Raw genomic sequence first — 16,831 nt, 5'->3', positions numbered from 1 at the left:
CCACCTCAAAACCAGCATAAGCTGGTGGGAAATTTCTTCCCACCCACTCCGCAGACTGCTAAACCATGCAGAACGGGAGGCACAGTCTTACCTTATGCCCATTTCAATCGATACCATCATTGCCCGACTTGGCGGGCCGGACGCAACAGCACGCCTGACCGGCGTTGGCACAGAAGCTATCCGCAAATGGCGGCAGGCTCAGGCCATTCCATCCCGCCACTGGCCCGTCATAGCACGGGCTACAGGTCTTTCGCTGACAGATCTGGACCCCGCAAGCCCCACATCCCCAGACCAATCCTCCCCGGTGTCGGGAGGCAGCACAACAGGAATATCCATGCCCGATGCCCGCCCGGACGGCGCAACAGCCGCCCTTGTTCTTGCAGACGGAACCATTCTGTGGGGGAAAGGCTTTGGCGCCTTTACACAGAAGCCTGCGCTTGGTGAAATCTGTTTTTCCACCGGCATGTCCGGCTATCAGGAAACGCTGACGGACCCGTCCTTCGCGGGCCAGATCATCACCTTCACCTTCCCGCATATCGGGAACGTGGGCACTACCCCGGAAGATGATGAAGCCTCACGCATTGCTGCCCTTGGCCTTGTAACCAAGGAAGACCTGACGGAACCGGCTAACTGGCGCGCTACGGAAAGTCTGGACGCATGGCTGAAGGCGCAGGGCGTTCCGGGCATTGCCGGGATTGATACCCGCTCCCTCACCCTGAAGATCCGTGACCACGGCGCGCAGACCGCTGCTCTGTATTTCCCGGAAAACGGGCAGTTTGATCTGGCCGCCCTGCAGGAGGCCACCCGCGCATGGCCGGGGCTGGAAGGCATGGATCTGGCGAAGACCGTGACCTGCAAAGCGCCTTACACCTGGAGTGAGAGCGTGTGGGAATGGCCGAAAGGCACCCGCCCCGCCCCGGAAAACCGCCGCAAGGTTGTGGCAGTGGATTACGGCGCGAAACGCAACATCCTGCGCTGTCTGGTTGCTGCGGGCTGTGACGTAACTGTTGTGCCCGCTACGACCACGGCAGAAGAAATTCTGGCGCTCAAGCCCGCCGGCGTTTTCCTCTCCAACGGCCCCGGTGACCCGGCCGCAACGGCTGAGTATGCCGTGCCTGCCATTCAGGGCGTGCTGAATGCCGGCCTGCCGCTGTTTGGCATCTGCCTTGGGCATCAGCTTCTGGCCCGCGCTCTGGGCGGCAAGACCTACAAGCTGGCCCGTGGCCACCGTGGCGCGAACCAGCCGGTGAAGGATCTGGACACAGGCCGCGTGGAAATCACCAGCCAGAACCACGGTTTTGCGGTGGATGCGGACAGCCTCCCGGACGACGCCCATGTGACGCATGTCAGCCTGTTTGATGGCTCGAACGAAGGTCTGGCGTCTGACCGCTTCCCGGCATTTTCCGTGCAGTATCACCCGGAAGCCAGCCCCGGCCCGTCTGACAGCTTCTATCTTTTTGAACGGTTTGTCGCGCTGATTGATGCGCACGGCAGCAAGGACTAACGCATCATGCCAAAACGGACAGATATCCGCTCCATCCTCATTATTGGCGCTGGTCCCATTGTCATCGGGCAGGCCTGCGAGTTCGACTATTCCGGCGCACAGGCCTGTAAGGCCCTGCGGGAAGAAGGCTACCGGGTTATTCTGGTGAACTCCAACCCCGCCACCATCATGACGGACCCCGGCCTTGCGGACGCCACCTACGTGGAGCCCATCACGCCGGACTGCGTTGAACGCATTATTCTGAAAGAAAAGCCGGACGCCATTCTGCCCACCATGGGCGGCCAGACAGCACTGAACACCGCCATGGCGCTGGATGCCTCCGGCTTCCTGCAAAAGCATGGCGTGGAACTGATTGGCGCGAAGGCCGACGTGATCGACCGTGCGGAAGACCGCCAGAAGTTCCGTGAAGCCATGGATGCCATTGGCATTGAAAGCCCCCGCAGCTTCATTGCGCACAGCATGGAAGAAGCACGGGAAGCCTTCAAGAAAATCGGCTTCCCCACCATCATCCGTCCGTCCTTCACCATGGGCGGCTCCGGCGGTGGCATTGCGTACAATCGTGAAGAGTTTGAGCAGATTGTTGCATCCGGTCTGGATGCCTCCCCCACCACGGAAGTGCTGATTGAAGAATCTCTGCTGGGGTGGAAAGAGTACGAAATGGAAGTTGTGCGCGACAAAGCGGACAACTGCATCATCGTCTGCTCCATCGAAAATATTGACCCGATGGGTGTGCACACCGGGGACTCTATCACTGTCGCGCCGTCTCTGACGCTGACGGATAAAGAGTTCCAGCGGATGCGTGACGCCTCCATTGCCTGCCTGCGCGCCATTGGCGTGGAAACGGGCGGCTCGAACGTACAGTTCGGCGTGAACCCGAAAGACGGGCGCATGGTGGTCATTGAAATGAACCCCCGCGTGTCCCGCTCTTCCGCGCTGGCCTCCAAGGCAACCGGCTTCCCGATCGCCAAGATCGCCGCCAAGCTGGCTGTGGGCTACACGCTGGATGAACTGAAGAACGACATTACCGGCTCCACCCCGGCGTCCTTCGAGCCGACCATTGACTATGTGGTCGTCAAAATCCCGCGCTTTACGTTCGAGAAGTTCCCCGGCGCCCCGGCTCTGCTTTCCACCTCCATGAAGTCCGTTGGTGAGGCGATGGCCATTGGCCGCTCCTTCACGGAAGCTTTGCAGAAGGGCCTGCGCTCCATGGAAACCGGCCTGCACGGGCTGGACCCGGTGGACGTACCCGGCGATGGCGGCGAGGACGCTTTCCGCGCAGCACTCTCCCAGCCGCGTCCCGAGCGTATTCTGATGGCCGCTCAGGCTCTGCGTGCCGGTCTGTCTGTTGAAGACGTTAACGAAGCCTGCCGTTTTGAGCCGTGGTTCCTGCGGGAACTGGAAAAAATCGTCCACGCGGAACGCGCGATCCAGAACCACGGTCTGCCGCGTGATGCACAAGGCCTGCGCCGCCTGAAAGCCATGGGCTTTTCTGATATCCAGCTGGCCCGCCTGTCCGGCCTGCAGGCAGACGAAGTGTCTGCCCTGCGGGATCAGGTTGGCGTCAATGCCGTCTACAAGCGCATTGATACCTGCGCCGGTGAGTTCGCCTCCAGCACGCCCTATATGTATTCCACGTATGAAGGCGTGTTTGCCCCTCCGGCCTGTGAATCCGACCCGACCGACCGCGAGAAGATTATCATTCTCGGCGGCGGCCCGAACCGGATTGGTCAGGGCATCGAGTTCGATTACTGCTGCGTGCACGCTGCCTACGCGCTGCGTGAGGCCGGGTTTGAGACCATCATGGTCAACTGTAACCCGGAGACGGTCTCCACCGATTATGACACGTCCGACCGTCTGTATTTCGAGCCGCTGACGGCAGAAGACGTAGTGGCGCTGATCCGTCGGGAACAGCAGAACGGCACCGTTAAAGGCTGCATTGTGCAGTATGGTGGCCAGACGCCGCTCAAGCTGTCTCACGCGCTGGAAAAAGCGGGTATCCCGCTGCTGGGCACCCCAGCTGATGCTATTGACCGCGCGGAAGACCGGGAACGCTTCCAGGCGCTGCTGCATAAGCTTGGCCTGCTTCAGCCTGCCAACGGCATTGCCCGCTCCCCGGCAGAAGCTGAGGATATTGCAGAACGCATTGGCTACCCGGTTGTGGTGCGTCCGTCCTACGTGCTGGGCGGCCGGGCCATGGAAATTGTGTATGACCGTGCAGGCCTCCAGCGCTATATGCGTGGCGCGCTTCAGTTGGCCGGGCATGACATTGCCTCCGGCCCGGTGCTGATTGACCACTACCTGAACGAAGCCATTGAAGCGGACGTGGACTGCATTGCAGACGGCACGGACGTGTATGTGGCCGGTGTGATGGAGCATATTGAGGAAGCTGGCATTCACTCCGGTGACAGCGCCTGCGCCCTGCCGCCCTACACCCTCTCCCCTGCCATTGTGACGGAACTGAAAGCACAGACCGAAGCCATGGCGCGTGAGCTGGGCATCGTCGGGCTGATGAACGTGCAGTACGCCATCAAGGATCAGGAAATCTTCGTCCTTGAGGTCAACCCGCGTGCCTCCCGCACCGTACCGTTCGTCGCCAAAGCAACGGGCGTTCCGGTGGCCAAGATTGGTGCCCGCGTCATGGCTGGTGCCAAGCTGAGCAGCTTCAATCTGGATGACCGTGCCGTGGTGCCGCATGTGGCCGTGAAGGAAGCCGTCTTCCCCTTCAACCGCTTTGCGGAAGTGGACATCATTCTGGGGCCGGAAATGCGGTCCACGGGTGAAGTCATGGGGCTGGATACGTCTTTCGAGCGGGCTTTTGCCAAGTCTCAGCTGGGTGCCGGTGTGCGCCTGCCCACCTCCGGCACGGTCTTCCTGTCCGTGCGGGAAAGCGACAAGCCGCACCTCCCCGCCCTTGGCCGCCAGCTGGCCAGCATGGGTCTCAAAATTCTGGCCACCCGCGGCACAGCCAAAAAGCTGCGCGACGCCGGGATTGAGGTCGATGTGGTAAACAAGGTGCTCGAAGGCCGCCCGCATTGTGTGGACGCCATCCGCTCGGGTGAAGTGCAGATGGTCATCAACACCGCCCGTGGCGCACAGTCCGTGGCGGACAGTTTTGACATCCGCCGCTCTGCCCTTGTGCTGGGCATTCCGCACTACACCACCATGGCTGGCGCACGGGCTGCAACCTATGCAATTGCGGCAATGCGTGAAGGACCGCTTGAAGTTGCGCCACTTCAGTCATACTTTAGTGGATCGTTCTGAACAGGAGGGCGGGCCTTCGGGCCTGCCTTCCACGTTCCGCGGGGCAAGCGGCCTGCCTGAGGGCATGGCCGCCTGTACCCGTGTTTTTTTATAACTTCCATGCCGGCCTGATCGTCCGGCAGATTTATTCTGGGGACATGTCTTGCAGAAAACTCCGATGACGGAAAAAGGTTTACGGCGGCTCGAAGACGAACTGCGTAATCTGAAATCTGTAGAGCGTCCGGCCATCATCCGCGCCATTGCGGAAGCCCGCAGCCACGGCGATCTTTCGGAAAACGCGGAATACCACGCTGCGCGTGAACGGCAGTCCTTTACCGAAGGTCGCGTTCTTGAGCTGGAGAGCATCATCTCCACGGCTGAGGTGATTGACCCCACAACCCTGTCTGGTGATCAGGTCAAGTTCGGTGCAACCGTCACCGTGGTTGATGAAGATACCGACAAGGAAGCTACCTACCAGATTGTTGGTGTGCATGAAGCGGACATCAAGCTGAACCTGCTGTCCATCTCCTCCCCGCTCGCCAAATCCCTGATTGGCAAGCATGAAGGCGATACCGTTTCAGTCCCCGCGCCAGGTGGTGACCGGACGTATGAGATCCTGTCTGTGAAATTCATCTGAGATGCTGAAGTTTGAGGATATCACCGCCGCAGCGGCGCGGATCAACGGGAGTGTACTCCGCACCCCCACGATTTCCTCTCAGTCTCTCTCGAAAGCGACCGGCGCTGAGATTACCCTGAAGCTGGAAAATCTTCAGGCTGTCGGCTCGTTCAAGGAGCGCGGAGCGGCCAACAAACTCGCACTGCTGTCCGAGGATGAGCGCAAGCGCGGCGTAATTGCCGTCTCGGCTGGCAACCATGCGCAGGGCGTTGCCCGCCATGCCAGCCTGCTGGGCATTGATGCCGTGATCGTCATGCCCAAATTCACGCCGGCCGCCAAAGTGGTGCGTACCCGCAACTGGGGCGCACGGGTTATTCTGGAAGGCGAAAGCTTTGCAGAAGCCCTGCTGTTTGCACAGGACCTTCAGGCGCGTGAAGGCCGCACCTTCATCCATCCGTATGATGATCCCGCTATCATGGCTGGTCAGGGCACCTGTGCGCTGGAACTGTTTGAGGATGCTGGTCCGCTGGACATGCTGGTTGCCCCCATTGGCGGCGGCGGACTGCTGGGCGGTTGCTCCGTTGCAGCCAAAGCCATGCGCCCGGATGTGGAGCTGATTGGCGTACAGGTGGAAAGCTACAACTCGCTCTCCGCCTTCCCCGGCCCGGCCACCCATCCTTCGGGCGGCTCCACCATTGCCGAGGGCATTGCCGTCATGCAGATCGGCCAGCGCCCGGATGAAATTATCCGCAAGCTGGTGTCCCGCGTGCTGGTCGTGCCGGAATGCGCGGTGGAAACCGCCATTACCCTGCTGGCTGAAGGCGCCAAGCAGGTGAGTGAAGGGGCTGGCGCAGCTGGCCTTGCTGCCGTCATGACCTACCCGGAACTGTTCCGGGACAAGAAAGTCGCCCTGCCCGTCTCCGGCGGGAATATCGACAGCCGCATTCTGGCCAACACCCTGCTGCGCGCCATGCTGCGTGATGGCCGCATCCTGCGCCTGATTATGGAAATTCCCGACCGCCCCGGCGTGCTGGCTGATATTTCCAGAAGCATTGGGGAAGCAGGCGGCAATATCATTGAAGTCTCTCATCAGCGCCTGTTTGCAGCCCCCTCCGTGCAGGCTGCTGAACTTGAAGTGATGATTGAAGCACGGGACCCGGAACACGCGGCCCTGATTACCAAAGCACTGGGCGAACACTACATCGTTCGCCGCGCTTAACACTTAGGAACCATGCCTGCCCGGCTCTTTGTGTCCGGCTGTTTTAGTGGCATAGTCACGCCATAAAACAATAAGAAGGCATGGTTCTATGAGTGCTTCCGCACCTTCCCAGACGAAACGCCCTGTTATGCTGGTTATTCTTGATGGCTTCGGCTGGAGAGAAGACTCGTCAGATAACGCAGTCCGGCAGGCCCACACCCCGGTTTTTGATGCGCTTTGGAAAAATGGTCCCCGTAGCTTTCTGCGCACGAGCGGGGAAGATGTTGGCCTTCCCAATGGCCAGATGGGCAATTCCGAAGTCGGGCATCTGAATATCGGCGCAGGCCGCGTCGTCATGCAGGAGCTGCCGCGTATCACCACCGCCATTCAGGATGGCAGCGTGGCCCGCAGCACCGCCATGACCAGCTTTATCGACACCCTAAAGAAAACCGGCGGCACCTGCCATCTGCTCGGCCTTGTCTCACCCGGTGGTGTGCATGCGCATCAGGACCACGCCGCAGCCCTTGCTCGCATGGTGGCGGAAGCAGGCGTGCCGGTCGCGTTCCATGTGTTCACCGATGGGCGAGACACCCCGCCCCGCTCCGCTCAGGGCTATCTGGAAACCCTGCGCGCCGCACTGCCCGACAGCGTGAAGATCGCCACCGTGTCTGGCCGCTATTACGCCATGGACCGCGATAAACGCTGGGACCGGGTGGAAAAAGCCTACAACGTGATGGTCAGCGCGGAAGGCCCGAAAGCCGCCACGGCGCAGGATGTCATCACCAAAGCCTATCAGGCCGACATCTCAGACGAATTTATCGAGCCAACCGTGCTGGAAGGTTATACCGGCATGAAGGATGGAGACGGCCTGCTCTCCTTCAACTTCCGGGCAGATCGCATCCGCCAGCTTCTGGACGCCATGCTGGAACCGGGTTTTGACGGCTTTGCCCGCCATAAGGTGGTGCACTTCGCCTCCGTTCTGGGCATGACGCACTATAGCGACACGCTGGCCGAGCGCCTGACAGTGCTGTTCCCGCCGGACTCGCTGGAAAACATTCTGGGGGAAGTCGTCTCCCGCGCCGGGCGCACCCAGCTGCGCATGGCCGAGACGGAAAAATATCCGCACGTTACGTACTTCCTGAATGGCGGACGCGAAAAACTGTTTGAAGGGGAGGACCGCATCATGGTGTCGTCCCCCAAGGTCGCTACCTATGATCTTCAGCCGGAAATGTCCGCGCCGGAACTGACGGACAAAGCCGTCGCCGCGATTGAGAGCGGGCAGTACGACCTGATCGTCCTGAACTTCGCCAATCCGGATATGGTCGGCCATACAGGCGTGCTGAAAGCAGCCATCAAGGCGGTTGAAACGGTAGACGCAGGCACGGGCCGCATTATCGACGCCCTTGAAAAACAGAATGGCGCCCTGTTGGTCACCGCCGACCACGGCAACTGTGAGACCATGAAGGACCCGGAAACGGGCGTGCCACACACAGCCCACACCCTGAACGTGGTCCCGCTGGTGGCCTTTGGGGTTGGCAACAAAAAGCTGAAGGACGGTCGTCTGGCCGACCTTGCCCCCACCCTGCTGGACATGATGGGTTTACCCAAACCTGATGACATGACAGGGACTTCCCTGCTAACGGACTGAATGCTTTTCGCCCCGCCTCCCGCACCGTTTCCCCCTTCTCTGCCCGCTCATTATGGGCAGGGAGGTCGAGGCTATGGGAGGCGGGGTTTGAGCATCCTGCCTATCGGGATCTTCGCCTGTCTCACCTGTATCCCGCCAGCACAGGCCGCCACCGCTAAGAAAAACACAACACACACGACGCATAGTGCGTCAAAAAGCACGAGCCGTCGCTCGTCCACGCACACAAGCGGTGCACACACGTCCACTTCAGCCAAACGGTCCGCGTCATCCTCAGCCGGCTCGGCCTCTACCCGCGCAGAGGCCGAAGCAGAGCGCTCCGTCCGGCAGGCGCAGGCAGCCCTTGCCGCCACGCAGGCGCAACGGGCCGCCATGGATAAGCAGAAAGCTGCACAGGCCGCCGCCGTCACCGCCTCGCGCGCTAAAAATGAGGCTGCTCAGGCCGTCGCTGTGCAGAGTGCCGCCAAGGCATCGGCGCTGTCTGCCGCCACCGTCTCGGCCACAGCGCAGCTTCAGACCACGGAACAGCAGGTCTCGGACCTCGATTCCCGCATTGCCGATCTCCGTAAGGAACAGGCCAGCCTGCGTGACGCGCTGACGGCGGATGCCAAAGCCCTTGCCCCGGTTCTGCCGCTGGCCGAACGCTTGTCCCTTTATCCTTCCGACACATTGCTGGCTGCCCCTGTGCCGCAGGGGGAGGCTGTTACCGGCTTTCTGGTGCTGCGGGGGCTGTCTCGCGGGCTGGAACATCAGGCGGAGGACATGCGCGCCCGGCAGGAAAAGCTGACGGCGCTGGATGCAGACCTCACCGCTAAACTCGCCACACTCGGCCAGTTGCAGGAAACCCAGAGCCGCCAGCGTGATCAGGTCCGGCAGCAGGCCTTAAAAGCGCGTGCAGCCCAGCAGCAGGCCAATGCCGCCGCCCGGGCCGCCGCCGTGCGCCTGCAAAATGCCACGCAACGCGCATCCAGTCTCCAGGATGCCGTCTCCCGGCTGGATGCGCTGCAAGCTGATGCAGAATCCGCACTGCAAAAAGAAATTGCCGCCGCCGAAAAAGCTCATCAGGCCGCACGGGATGAAGCTGCCAGACGCCGCGCGCAGGAACGGGCCGACGCCGCCCGGCGCAAAATGGCGGCCATGGCGTCTGCCGCAGGTCCGGGCCTGTCCGACCACCCGCCAGCAGGCGGCGGGACGCGCCCCGTGGTGGGCACGCTTGTCAGCACATGGGGCTCCGCGACCGAATCTGGCCCCGCCACCGGCATCACCTACCGCACCGCGCCCGGCGCCAGTGTGCGTACCCCCTGTTCTGGCCGCGTTGATTTTGCAGGGCCGTTCCGCACCTACGGGCAGATGGTCATTCTGAATTGCGGGCAGCATTATCGTTTTGTGATGGCAGGATTTTCCGGGCTGGATGTGGCGACGGGGCAAGGCTTATCCAAAGGCGCGCCCATCGGGCACATGGGTTCCTCCGGCAGCTCCGGCACACTGTTCATTCAGCTCCGCCACGGGCAAAAACCCGTCAACCCGGCGCCTTTCCTGTAAGGAAAAGCGGACAGACAGTTTGCCTGCCCGGCGGAAGCGGCTAATCTCGCCCTACTGCATGGCGGACACAGGCAGAGCTTTGCGCTACAAGGCAAAGTTAGCCATACGCTGTAACATTCGACAGGACACGACCGCACGGGTTTTACACCCGGCGACAGGAGACGAGATCGCATGAAGTTCCGCACAGGTCTGATGCTTGGCGCCACTTTCCTGGCAGGCCTTGCCCTGGCCTCCCACCCCGGAGTGCTGCCCGGCGCAGGCATGCTCGCCTCCCCCGCCATGGCGGAAAAGGCTCCAGACGCCTCTCCCACCAGCAACCATGCCGAAACCTATCGCCTGCTCACGCTGTTCGGCACCGTGCTGGACCTTGTGCGCGCAGATTATGTCGAGCCGGTTTCGGACAAAGACCTCATCACCAATGCCCTCAACGGCATGCTGACAGGCCTTGACCCCCACAGCTCCTACATGACCGAAAAACAGTATGCGGACATGATGGTGCAGATGAAGGGTGAGTTCGGCGGCCTTGGTCTGGAACTGCAACAGCAGGACGGGCACATCCGCGTGGTCTCCCCGGTGGATGGCACGCCGGGCTTCCGCGCTGGCATCAAGCCGGGTGATTACATTATTGCCGTGGATGGCCACCCCGTGGATGGCACCCCGCTGGATGAAGCCGTGAAGAAAATGCGCGGCAAGCCCAACACCAAAATCACCCTCACGCTGGTGCGCGAGAAAACGCCAAAGCCGATTATCCTGACGCTGACGCGTGAGAACATCCATATCGAGGTGATCAAATCCGCGCTGTATGACCGGATTGGCTATATCCGCATTGCACAGTTCAATGAGGAAACGGAAAAAGGTCTGCTCAAGGCCTATAACCAGCTCAAGCAGCAGGCTGGCGGCAAGCTGGCCGGGCTGGTGCTGGACCTGCGCAATGACCCCGGCGGGCTGCTCAATCAGGCCATTGATGTCTCCTCCAGCTTTATCCGCTCGGGCGAGATTGTCTCCACCCGAGCCCGTCACCCCAAGGACAGCCAGCGCTGGGATGCCCACGGCACAGACATTACCGATGGTCTGCCGGTTGTGGTGCTAATCAACGGTGGCTCTGCCTCCGCATCTGAAATTGTTTCTGGCGCATTGCAGGACCACCACCGCGCTGTGCTGCTGGGCACAAAATCCTTTGGTAAGGGGTCTGTGCAGTCCATCATGCCTATTCCGGGCAACGGGGCGATCCGCCTGACGACAGCGCGGTATTACACCCCCTCCGGCCGTTCCATTCAGGGGCTGGGCATCACGCCCGATATCGCCGTGAAAGAAACGCGGGAAGACCCCGGCTTCAGCCTGCATGAAGCAGACCTTGAACATATCCTGAAAAATCAGGGCGGGAACCAGACCAAGTCCTCTCCCCGGACGGACCTGCCGGCCATTGCCAAGGATATTCCGGGTGAACCGCCGGCAAACTGGCCGGAGTTTGACTACACCAAGCCTGCCACGGACTTCCAGCTCCAGCAGGGTCTGCGGGTTGTGCGCTCCATGGCCGGACTGCCTGCGCCGGATCCGTCAGCCTCCCTGCCCGCCGCCAAGCCTCCGGCACCGGCGGCGAAGGATGACCACGCGCACCACTAACCCAAACCGGAGCCAACGCCCTTATGTCCAGCCCATCTCCTGGCACGCCCGGGAAGCCCTCCGGGGCTTCTCTGTGGCAGAAGATGCCTGCATCTGGCCGCGCCTTTTTCTACTTCTGGGGCGGATGCACGGCGCTGGCGGGGGTTGTCGTCCTCACCCTGCAAATCATGGGGCCGCCCTATGCTGAGGTGAGCGGGGAAGATATTGATGTTGGCACCACCTCCCCTGCCGCCATTGCGGCGCTGGCCGGCAAGACAGAAATTCCTGCCCCTATGGGGGATCTGCTGACAAGCGACCTTGGCCCCGGTGGTTTTGCTCTGCCCAAGGTGGGCCCACATGGCCTCCTGCCCCGGCAGGTTTATGCCGCACCGGTCGTGCCTGTTCCCGCAGGCAATGCACAGGTTGCCCTGCTGATTGATGGTATCGGGCAGTCGGATGATGAACTGAGCAATCAGGCTATCGATGCTCTGCCCGGCCCGGTTTCTCTGGCCATTTCGCCTTATGCATCAGACCCGAGCAGCCTGATGGACCGCGCCAGAGCGCATAACCATGAAACACTGCTCTCTCTGCCGATGCAGGACCGCCCTGCCGATGGCAAGGCAACGGGTGAAGAGGCTTTGCCAAATGCTCTGCAAGCCTCTCTCTCTGAGCGAAAAAACATTGAGAACCTGAACGAGACGCTTTCCCATCTGGCCGGTTATGCCGGGGTGACAAATGCGTTTTCCGGCGAGAATGGCGGTGAATATCCGCATTCTGCGGCATTCAAACCCATTCTCTCGGCCCTGCATCAGCGTGGCCTGTTCTATCTGAATGCCACCCCCGCCACGGCCTCCGACGGACCGGGGGCAATTGGGACGGCTGATGTCGCCATTAATACGGATGCGGATATCGTCACGATCGACATCCAGCTTCTCAAGCTCCAGCAGCTTGCCCGTAAAAACGGACACGCCATTGGCGTTATCGGCCCGTTGCGCCCTGTGGCCCTCTCCTGCCTCAAGGCATGGATTCCGCATCTGGCCAATGTCGGCATTACGCTGGTGCCTGTCAGTATGCTGGCAGCTCCCGTGCCTGCGCCGCCACCGGCTCCTGCCCCCGCACAACCGCCTGCACCACCGGTGCCCACAGCCTCAGCGGGTGCCATGCATGTGAATGTTCACAACGCCACACCCCACGCCCAGAACACCCCCACATCCCTCGGACTTCCACAATGAGCACCAGCCCTAAAGCAGAAAGCCTGCCCTACCGCCCGAATGTCGCCGCCATGATTTTTCGGGGCGATGGCCGGATCCTTATCGCACGCCGCACGGACCAGCCTGGCGCAGGTGGCCCGCTTTCCGAGGGCGTCTGGCAATGCCCGCAAGGCGGGATTGACGAGGGGGAAGACCCGACAACAGCCGTCTTTCGGGAAGTGCAGGAAGAACTGGGGCTGGATGCCAGCACGCTGCGTATCCTGCAGGAACACCCAGACTGGATTACGTATGATCTGCCCGACTATCTGATTGGCAAGGCGCTGGGTGGCCGCTTCCGCGGGCAGACACAAAAGTGGTTTGCCTTGGCCTTTACCGGCACGGACGCCGATATCCGTCTGGACGCTCAGACACCTCCGGAATTTGACGCTTTTCAGTGGATTGAACTGGCCGACCTGCCCTCTGGCAATGTCGGCTTCAAAAAGCCGATTTATGAGCGTCTGGTGCAGGATTTTGGACCGCTCGCAACGCCTGCCTGAGCCTCATTTCCCGCTAAACACATATCTCCCCTGCCAGCACCGCCCGAGAGTTTTTCGGAACTCCCGGCGGTGCTGTGCGTCCCTTTAAGCAACGGGGCTGTGCCGCTTCAGACGATTATCCTGAATGCGGACGCAGGCAAAAACAGCCGAGCCTCACTCTTAAGCTTAAAGGAAAACACCATGACGACAGTCCTGATTACAGGCGCAGGCACGGGTTTTGGCCGTGAAGTTGCATTCCGTCTTGCTGCCGAAGGCTTTGACGTCATCGCTGGTGTGGAAATTGCCGCGCAGGTTTATGAGGTGTCTGAAGAAGCCCGCAACCGCAATGTCACACTTCAGGTTGAAAAACTTGATGTCACGCATGATGGCGACCGCCGGAAAGCCGAAGGCTGGGATGTCGATATTCTGTTGAATAACGCTGGCATTTCCGAAGGCGGGGCTGTGGCCGATATCCCGGCTGAAAACCTGCGCCGCCAGTATGAAGTTAATATTATCGGACCGGTCCTGCTGACGCAGATTGTCCTGCGAAAAATGGTGGCGAAGAAAAAGGGTAAGGTCGTCTTCATGTCCTCCGTGGCAGGTCTCACGGCAGATCCCTTTACCGGGGCTTATTCCTCTTCCAAGCATGGCGTTGAGGCTATTGCCGCAGCGCTAAGTCAGGAAGTGCGCGAGTTCGGTATTGAGGTGGCCACCGTTAACCCCGGCCCGTTCCTCACCGGCTTTAATGATCGCATGTTTGAAACATGGAAAAGCTGGGAAGATGATCCCTCAAAACGCCTGTTCGATTACAGCAAAATTGCTTTCCCGCACGAGCAGTATGATCCGGAGCCGGTTTTCAAAACCACAGTCGGGGTCATCAACGGGAGCATCAAGACCTATCGGAACGTGGAGCCGAAAGAGATCATCCCGCAGCAGCGTGAACAGATGGATGCCGCCTGGACCCAGAAAGTCACAGATGGTCTGGGCACACGCCCCGAGATTGTCCAGAAGGCCTATGACATTAAACCCGGCACACCGGTCTGACTGACTAATGCCGGTCTACAAAACCGGTTTCTATCTCAAAAGTTTTAGAGATATCCACGCCGCATCATGTGACCACAGAAAAGGGGGAAAGAGTGCATCTCTTTCCCCCCTTTCCATATCTCCTGCCTGAAGCAGCTTTAATACACGCCCCCAAGCGGGCTGGATGAGGCTTCATAGCCCTTCTAACAGAAATGTTATGATATAACATTTGAGTCTTCTGAGAAGACCGATAGGCTATGAAAAAATCAATAAAATCCGATAAAAAGTCTGACCAGCATGCCGCGCGCCTCCTCTTCTTTTCCCGACAGCACTCTTGTCTCCATGCTGATGCTGGCCACGGCATTATCCAGCTTGTGCGGCACGCCTGAAGCAGATGCCGCGACGGAAACAGCCAGCACAACAACGGAAGAAACAACACGCGAGCAGAAAAAGAAAAGCTCAGCGCCGGCACACCCGGAATACATTACCGTCAAAAGCCATACCACCGCAGATGGCACCACGGGCCGCACTGCCGGCGGTGGCCTGATGCCGCAGCAGCGTACGCCCCACGCGCAGAGCGGCCTGACGCGAGACTACATTGCCCGCCAGAGCCCCACCGAGAGCCCTACTGCCATGATTGCGGCCCTGCCCGGTGTGATTTATTCCGCCAATGACCCGCTCGGCACGAATGATGACCAGCAGGGGCTGTCCATCCGCGGGCTGGACCAGACGGAAATCGGGTATCTGTTTGAAGGCGTACCCGCTGCCCCGCCACTTTTCCTGATGCCTTACACCTCCGCCACGGCAGATACGGAAAACATCAGTTCCGTTACCCTCACGCAGGGCGCAGCAGATGCGACGGCACCACTTTACAACGCGGTAGGCGGCCAGCTGAGTGTGCATATGATCAAACCGCGCAAAACAGCAGGCGGTTTTATGGATCTTTCTTACGGGTCCTATGCGCTCAACCGTGAATTTCTGCGGCTGGACAGTGGAGAAATCGGCCATACAGGGGTAACTGGTTTTGCCTCTTTTTCCTACCGCAACGCCAACCAGTGGCGCGGGGCCGGAGACAGCCCACGCTACCATGTGGACAGCCGCCTGCTGCGGGAATGGGGCAAGGGCAGTTCGGCCTCACTCATTTTCTCCTTCAACCGGCAGCGGCAATATTACCTGCGCGCGCCCACGCGTACGCAATGGCATGCCAGTGGTACCCATTTCAATTATTCATCCCATTATACCGAGGGTGACAGTGCCTATTACCTGTTGCAGGAAAACGCCCGCGCCCAGACCTTGCTGACAGCCCCCTTGGAATTCAGACTAAACCGGCATTTCCATCTCTCGCTCACACCCTATTTCATTTATGTCTCGGGGTATGACGGGTTTGGCACTACGCTTGACCCGCAGCACAGCTATCAGGGCAACCAGCCCGCCGGGCTACTCCAGGCCAGTGCTGACTCCCAGACAGGTCTGATTACCGCTGTTGCAACGGATACCTTCAAACAGGCCCATTCCGGTATCACGGCATCCCTGCGCTGGGATGCAGATCGCAACAGCCTGACAGGAGGCGCGTGGTATTCCTATTATGATTATTCAAACCCCTCTCGTTATGCCGCCGTGGATGCAACTGGCGGGGTTTCAAACATGCGGGGGTATTACCCTATTCTGACGGCATCAGGAGACCCGCTGACCTCCTACAACTCGCATCTTGTGCAGCAGGTGAATGCCCTGTTTGTGCAGGACCGCTTTCATGCTCTGTCCAACCGGCTGACGCTTTCCGCCACGTTTCGCGCTATTATGGTCACGCGCACCATCAGCAACCAGCTTGCGGGCGCACGCTACCGCAACGGAGCCAGCTATTTCTCGCCCCAGCCTCAGCTTTCCGCCAGTTATGACCTGACGCCGAGGGACCAGATCTTCCTGAACGGGACAACAGGGTTCCGCGCCCCCTCCGGCATTTCCAGCTATAATGACCGTTTCAGCGTTGCTACCGGGGCACAGACCCGCAGCGCCACCAGTGACACACGCCCCGAATATTCCATTGGCGAAGAACTAGGCTACCGCCATACCGGGCAAATCAACGTCTCGGCCGCTCTCTTCAATTACAATTTTACAAATCGCCAGATCAGCACAACAAGCAACCTGAATGGTGCGCTGGTGACGGAATCTCTCAATGGAGGGGGGCAGACAGCCCGCGGCGCACAGCTTGAGGTCGGCCTCAAGCCTTGGCACCATTTCAGCCCTTACCTCTCGGCCCAGTATATTCACGCCACCATCGACAATAATCTGAAATCAGGCATGGACTACCTGCCCACACGGGGCAAAAAGGCCATTCGCACCCCCGATTTTTCCGGCAGTCTTGGCCTGTCCTATGATGACACGCATCTGTTTGGTCAGTTCACGCTCAATTACGTGGGGCCAACCTATTCCACCTTCATGAATGATGAGCGTATTCCCGGCTTTATGACGGCCAATCTCAGCATGGGCTACCGGCTGCGGCAGGTGGGCTTTGCGCGCTCTCCACAGATCCAGCTCAACCTGATCAATCTTTGTCAGTCGGGTTATCTGTCCGGGGTTAACAGTGTTTCCGCAAACGCTCGCACTACACAGGGGGTTTACGGCACCAACATTGCGGGAAAAGCTCCCACCTATTTTGTGGGTGGGGGCTTTGCCGGGGTTGTTTCCGTCTCAACCGGCTTTTAGAGCCGGTACGTTTCCCTGCTGCCCTGATGGCT

General features: G+C 60.0%; 11 protein-coding genes. All 11 read left to right on the top strand.

Annotated elements, in window-relative coordinates:
* The first annotated feature begins 94 nt into the window (after positions 1-94).
* The 11 genes from carA (at position 95) to HK23_RS02865 (ending at position 16,799) form a co-directional block, all read left to right on the top strand.
* Positions 95-1,504, top strand: a complete 1,410-nt coding sequence (gene carA / locus HK23_RS02915; RefSeq protein WP_086652789.1) for a glutamine-hydrolyzing carbamoyl-phosphate synthase small subunit — start codon at positions 95-97, stop codon at positions 1,502-1,504.
* Between the two features lie 6 nt (positions 1,505-1,510).
* Positions 1,511-4,765 (top strand): carbamoyl-phosphate synthase large subunit, encoded by a 3,255-nt coding sequence (carB, locus tag HK23_RS02910; protein ID WP_086652788.1) that lies wholly within the window; start codon positions 1,511-1,513, stop codon positions 4,763-4,765.
* Positions 4,766-4,907: 142 nt separating this feature from the next.
* Positions 4,908-5,381 (top strand): transcription elongation factor GreA, encoded by a 474-nt coding sequence (gene greA / locus HK23_RS02905; protein ID WP_062142243.1) that lies wholly within the window; start codon positions 4,908-4,910, stop codon positions 5,379-5,381.
* A gap of 1 nt (position 5,382) precedes the next feature.
* Positions 5,383-6,579, top strand: coding sequence for a threonine ammonia-lyase (locus tag HK23_RS02900; protein ID WP_086652787.1), 1,197 nt, complete (start codon positions 5,383-5,385; stop codon positions 6,577-6,579).
* Positions 6,580-6,667: 88 nt separating this feature from the next.
* Positions 6,668-8,206 carry a 2,3-bisphosphoglycerate-independent phosphoglycerate mutase gene (gene gpmI / locus HK23_RS02895; protein ID WP_086652786.1) on the top strand — a complete coding sequence of 513 codons (1,539 nt, stop codon included), beginning with the start codon at positions 6,668-6,670 and terminating at the stop codon, positions 8,204-8,206.
* Positions 8,207-8,293: 87 nt separating this feature from the next.
* The gene (locus tag HK23_RS02890) at positions 8,294-9,745 is read left to right on the top strand and encodes a murein hydrolase activator EnvC family protein (RefSeq protein WP_256940030.1); all 1,452 of its coding nucleotides are present in this window, start codon (positions 8,294-8,296) and stop codon (positions 9,743-9,745) included.
* A 171-nt stretch (positions 9,746-9,916) separates the two neighbouring features.
* Positions 9,917-11,368: a S41 family peptidase gene (locus HK23_RS02885; protein ID WP_086652784.1), complete on the top strand. Its 1,452-nt coding sequence runs from the start codon at positions 9,917-9,919 to the stop codon at positions 11,366-11,368.
* Positions 11,369-11,391: 23 nt separating this feature from the next.
* The gene (locus HK23_RS02880; RefSeq protein WP_086652783.1) at positions 11,392-12,579 is read left to right on the top strand and encodes a divergent polysaccharide deacetylase family protein; all 1,188 of its coding nucleotides are present in this window, start codon (positions 11,392-11,394) and stop codon (positions 12,577-12,579) included.
* Positions 12,576-13,094, top strand: coding sequence for an RNA pyrophosphohydrolase (locus HK23_RS02875; protein WP_086652782.1), 519 nt, complete (start codon positions 12,576-12,578; stop codon positions 13,092-13,094). The genes HK23_RS02880 and HK23_RS02875 overlap by 4 nt, the downstream gene beginning before the upstream one ends.
* A gap of 180 nt (positions 13,095-13,274) precedes the next feature.
* Positions 13,275-14,117 (top strand): SDR family oxidoreductase, encoded by an 843-nt coding sequence (locus HK23_RS02870; RefSeq protein ID WP_086652781.1) that lies wholly within the window; start codon positions 13,275-13,277, stop codon positions 14,115-14,117.
* Positions 14,118-14,393: 276 nt separating this feature from the next.
* A complete protein-coding gene (locus tag HK23_RS02865; RefSeq protein WP_256940029.1) occupies positions 14,394-16,799 on the top strand; it encodes a TonB-dependent receptor in 2,406 nt (801 codons plus the stop codon).
* The last annotated feature ends 32 nt before the right edge of the window (positions 16,800-16,831 follow it).

The organism is Acetobacter malorum, assembly GCF_002153605.1.
GTDB lineage: Bacteria > Pseudomonadota > Alphaproteobacteria > Acetobacterales > Acetobacteraceae > Acetobacter > Acetobacter malorum_A.
Note: the sequence above shows the minus strand (reverse complement) of the source record. Positions and strands in the feature narration are given on the sequence as shown.

What these genes read in the sequence shown, in the direction of transcription:
- carA (WP_086652789.1), top strand. Translation starts at nt 95, where the DNA reads ATGCCCATTTCAATCGATACCATCATTGCCCGACTTGGCGGGCCGGAC.
- carB (WP_086652788.1), top strand. Translation starts at nt 1,511, where the DNA reads ATGCCAAAACGGACAGATATCCGCTCCATCCTCATTATTGGCGCTGGT.
- HK23_RS02900 (WP_086652787.1), top strand. Translation starts at nt 5,383, where the DNA reads ATGCTGAAGTTTGAGGATATCACCGCCGCAGCGGCGCGGATCAACGGG.
- gpmI (WP_086652786.1), top strand. Translation starts at nt 6,668, where the DNA reads ATGAGTGCTTCCGCACCTTCCCAGACGAAACGCCCTGTTATGCTGGTT.
- HK23_RS02885 (WP_086652784.1), top strand. Translation starts at nt 9,917, where the DNA reads ATGAAGTTCCGCACAGGTCTGATGCTTGGCGCCACTTTCCTGGCAGGC.
- HK23_RS02880 (WP_086652783.1), top strand. Translation starts at nt 11,392, where the DNA reads ATGTCCAGCCCATCTCCTGGCACGCCCGGGAAGCCCTCCGGGGCTTCT.
- HK23_RS02875 (WP_086652782.1), top strand. Translation starts at nt 12,576, where the DNA reads ATGAGCACCAGCCCTAAAGCAGAAAGCCTGCCCTACCGCCCGAATGTC.
- HK23_RS02870 (WP_086652781.1), top strand. Translation starts at nt 13,275, where the DNA reads ATGACGACAGTCCTGATTACAGGCGCAGGCACGGGTTTTGGCCGTGAA.
- HK23_RS02865 (WP_256940029.1), top strand. Translation starts at nt 14,394, where the DNA reads ATGCCGCGCGCCTCCTCTTCTTTTCCCGACAGCACTCTTGTCTCCATG.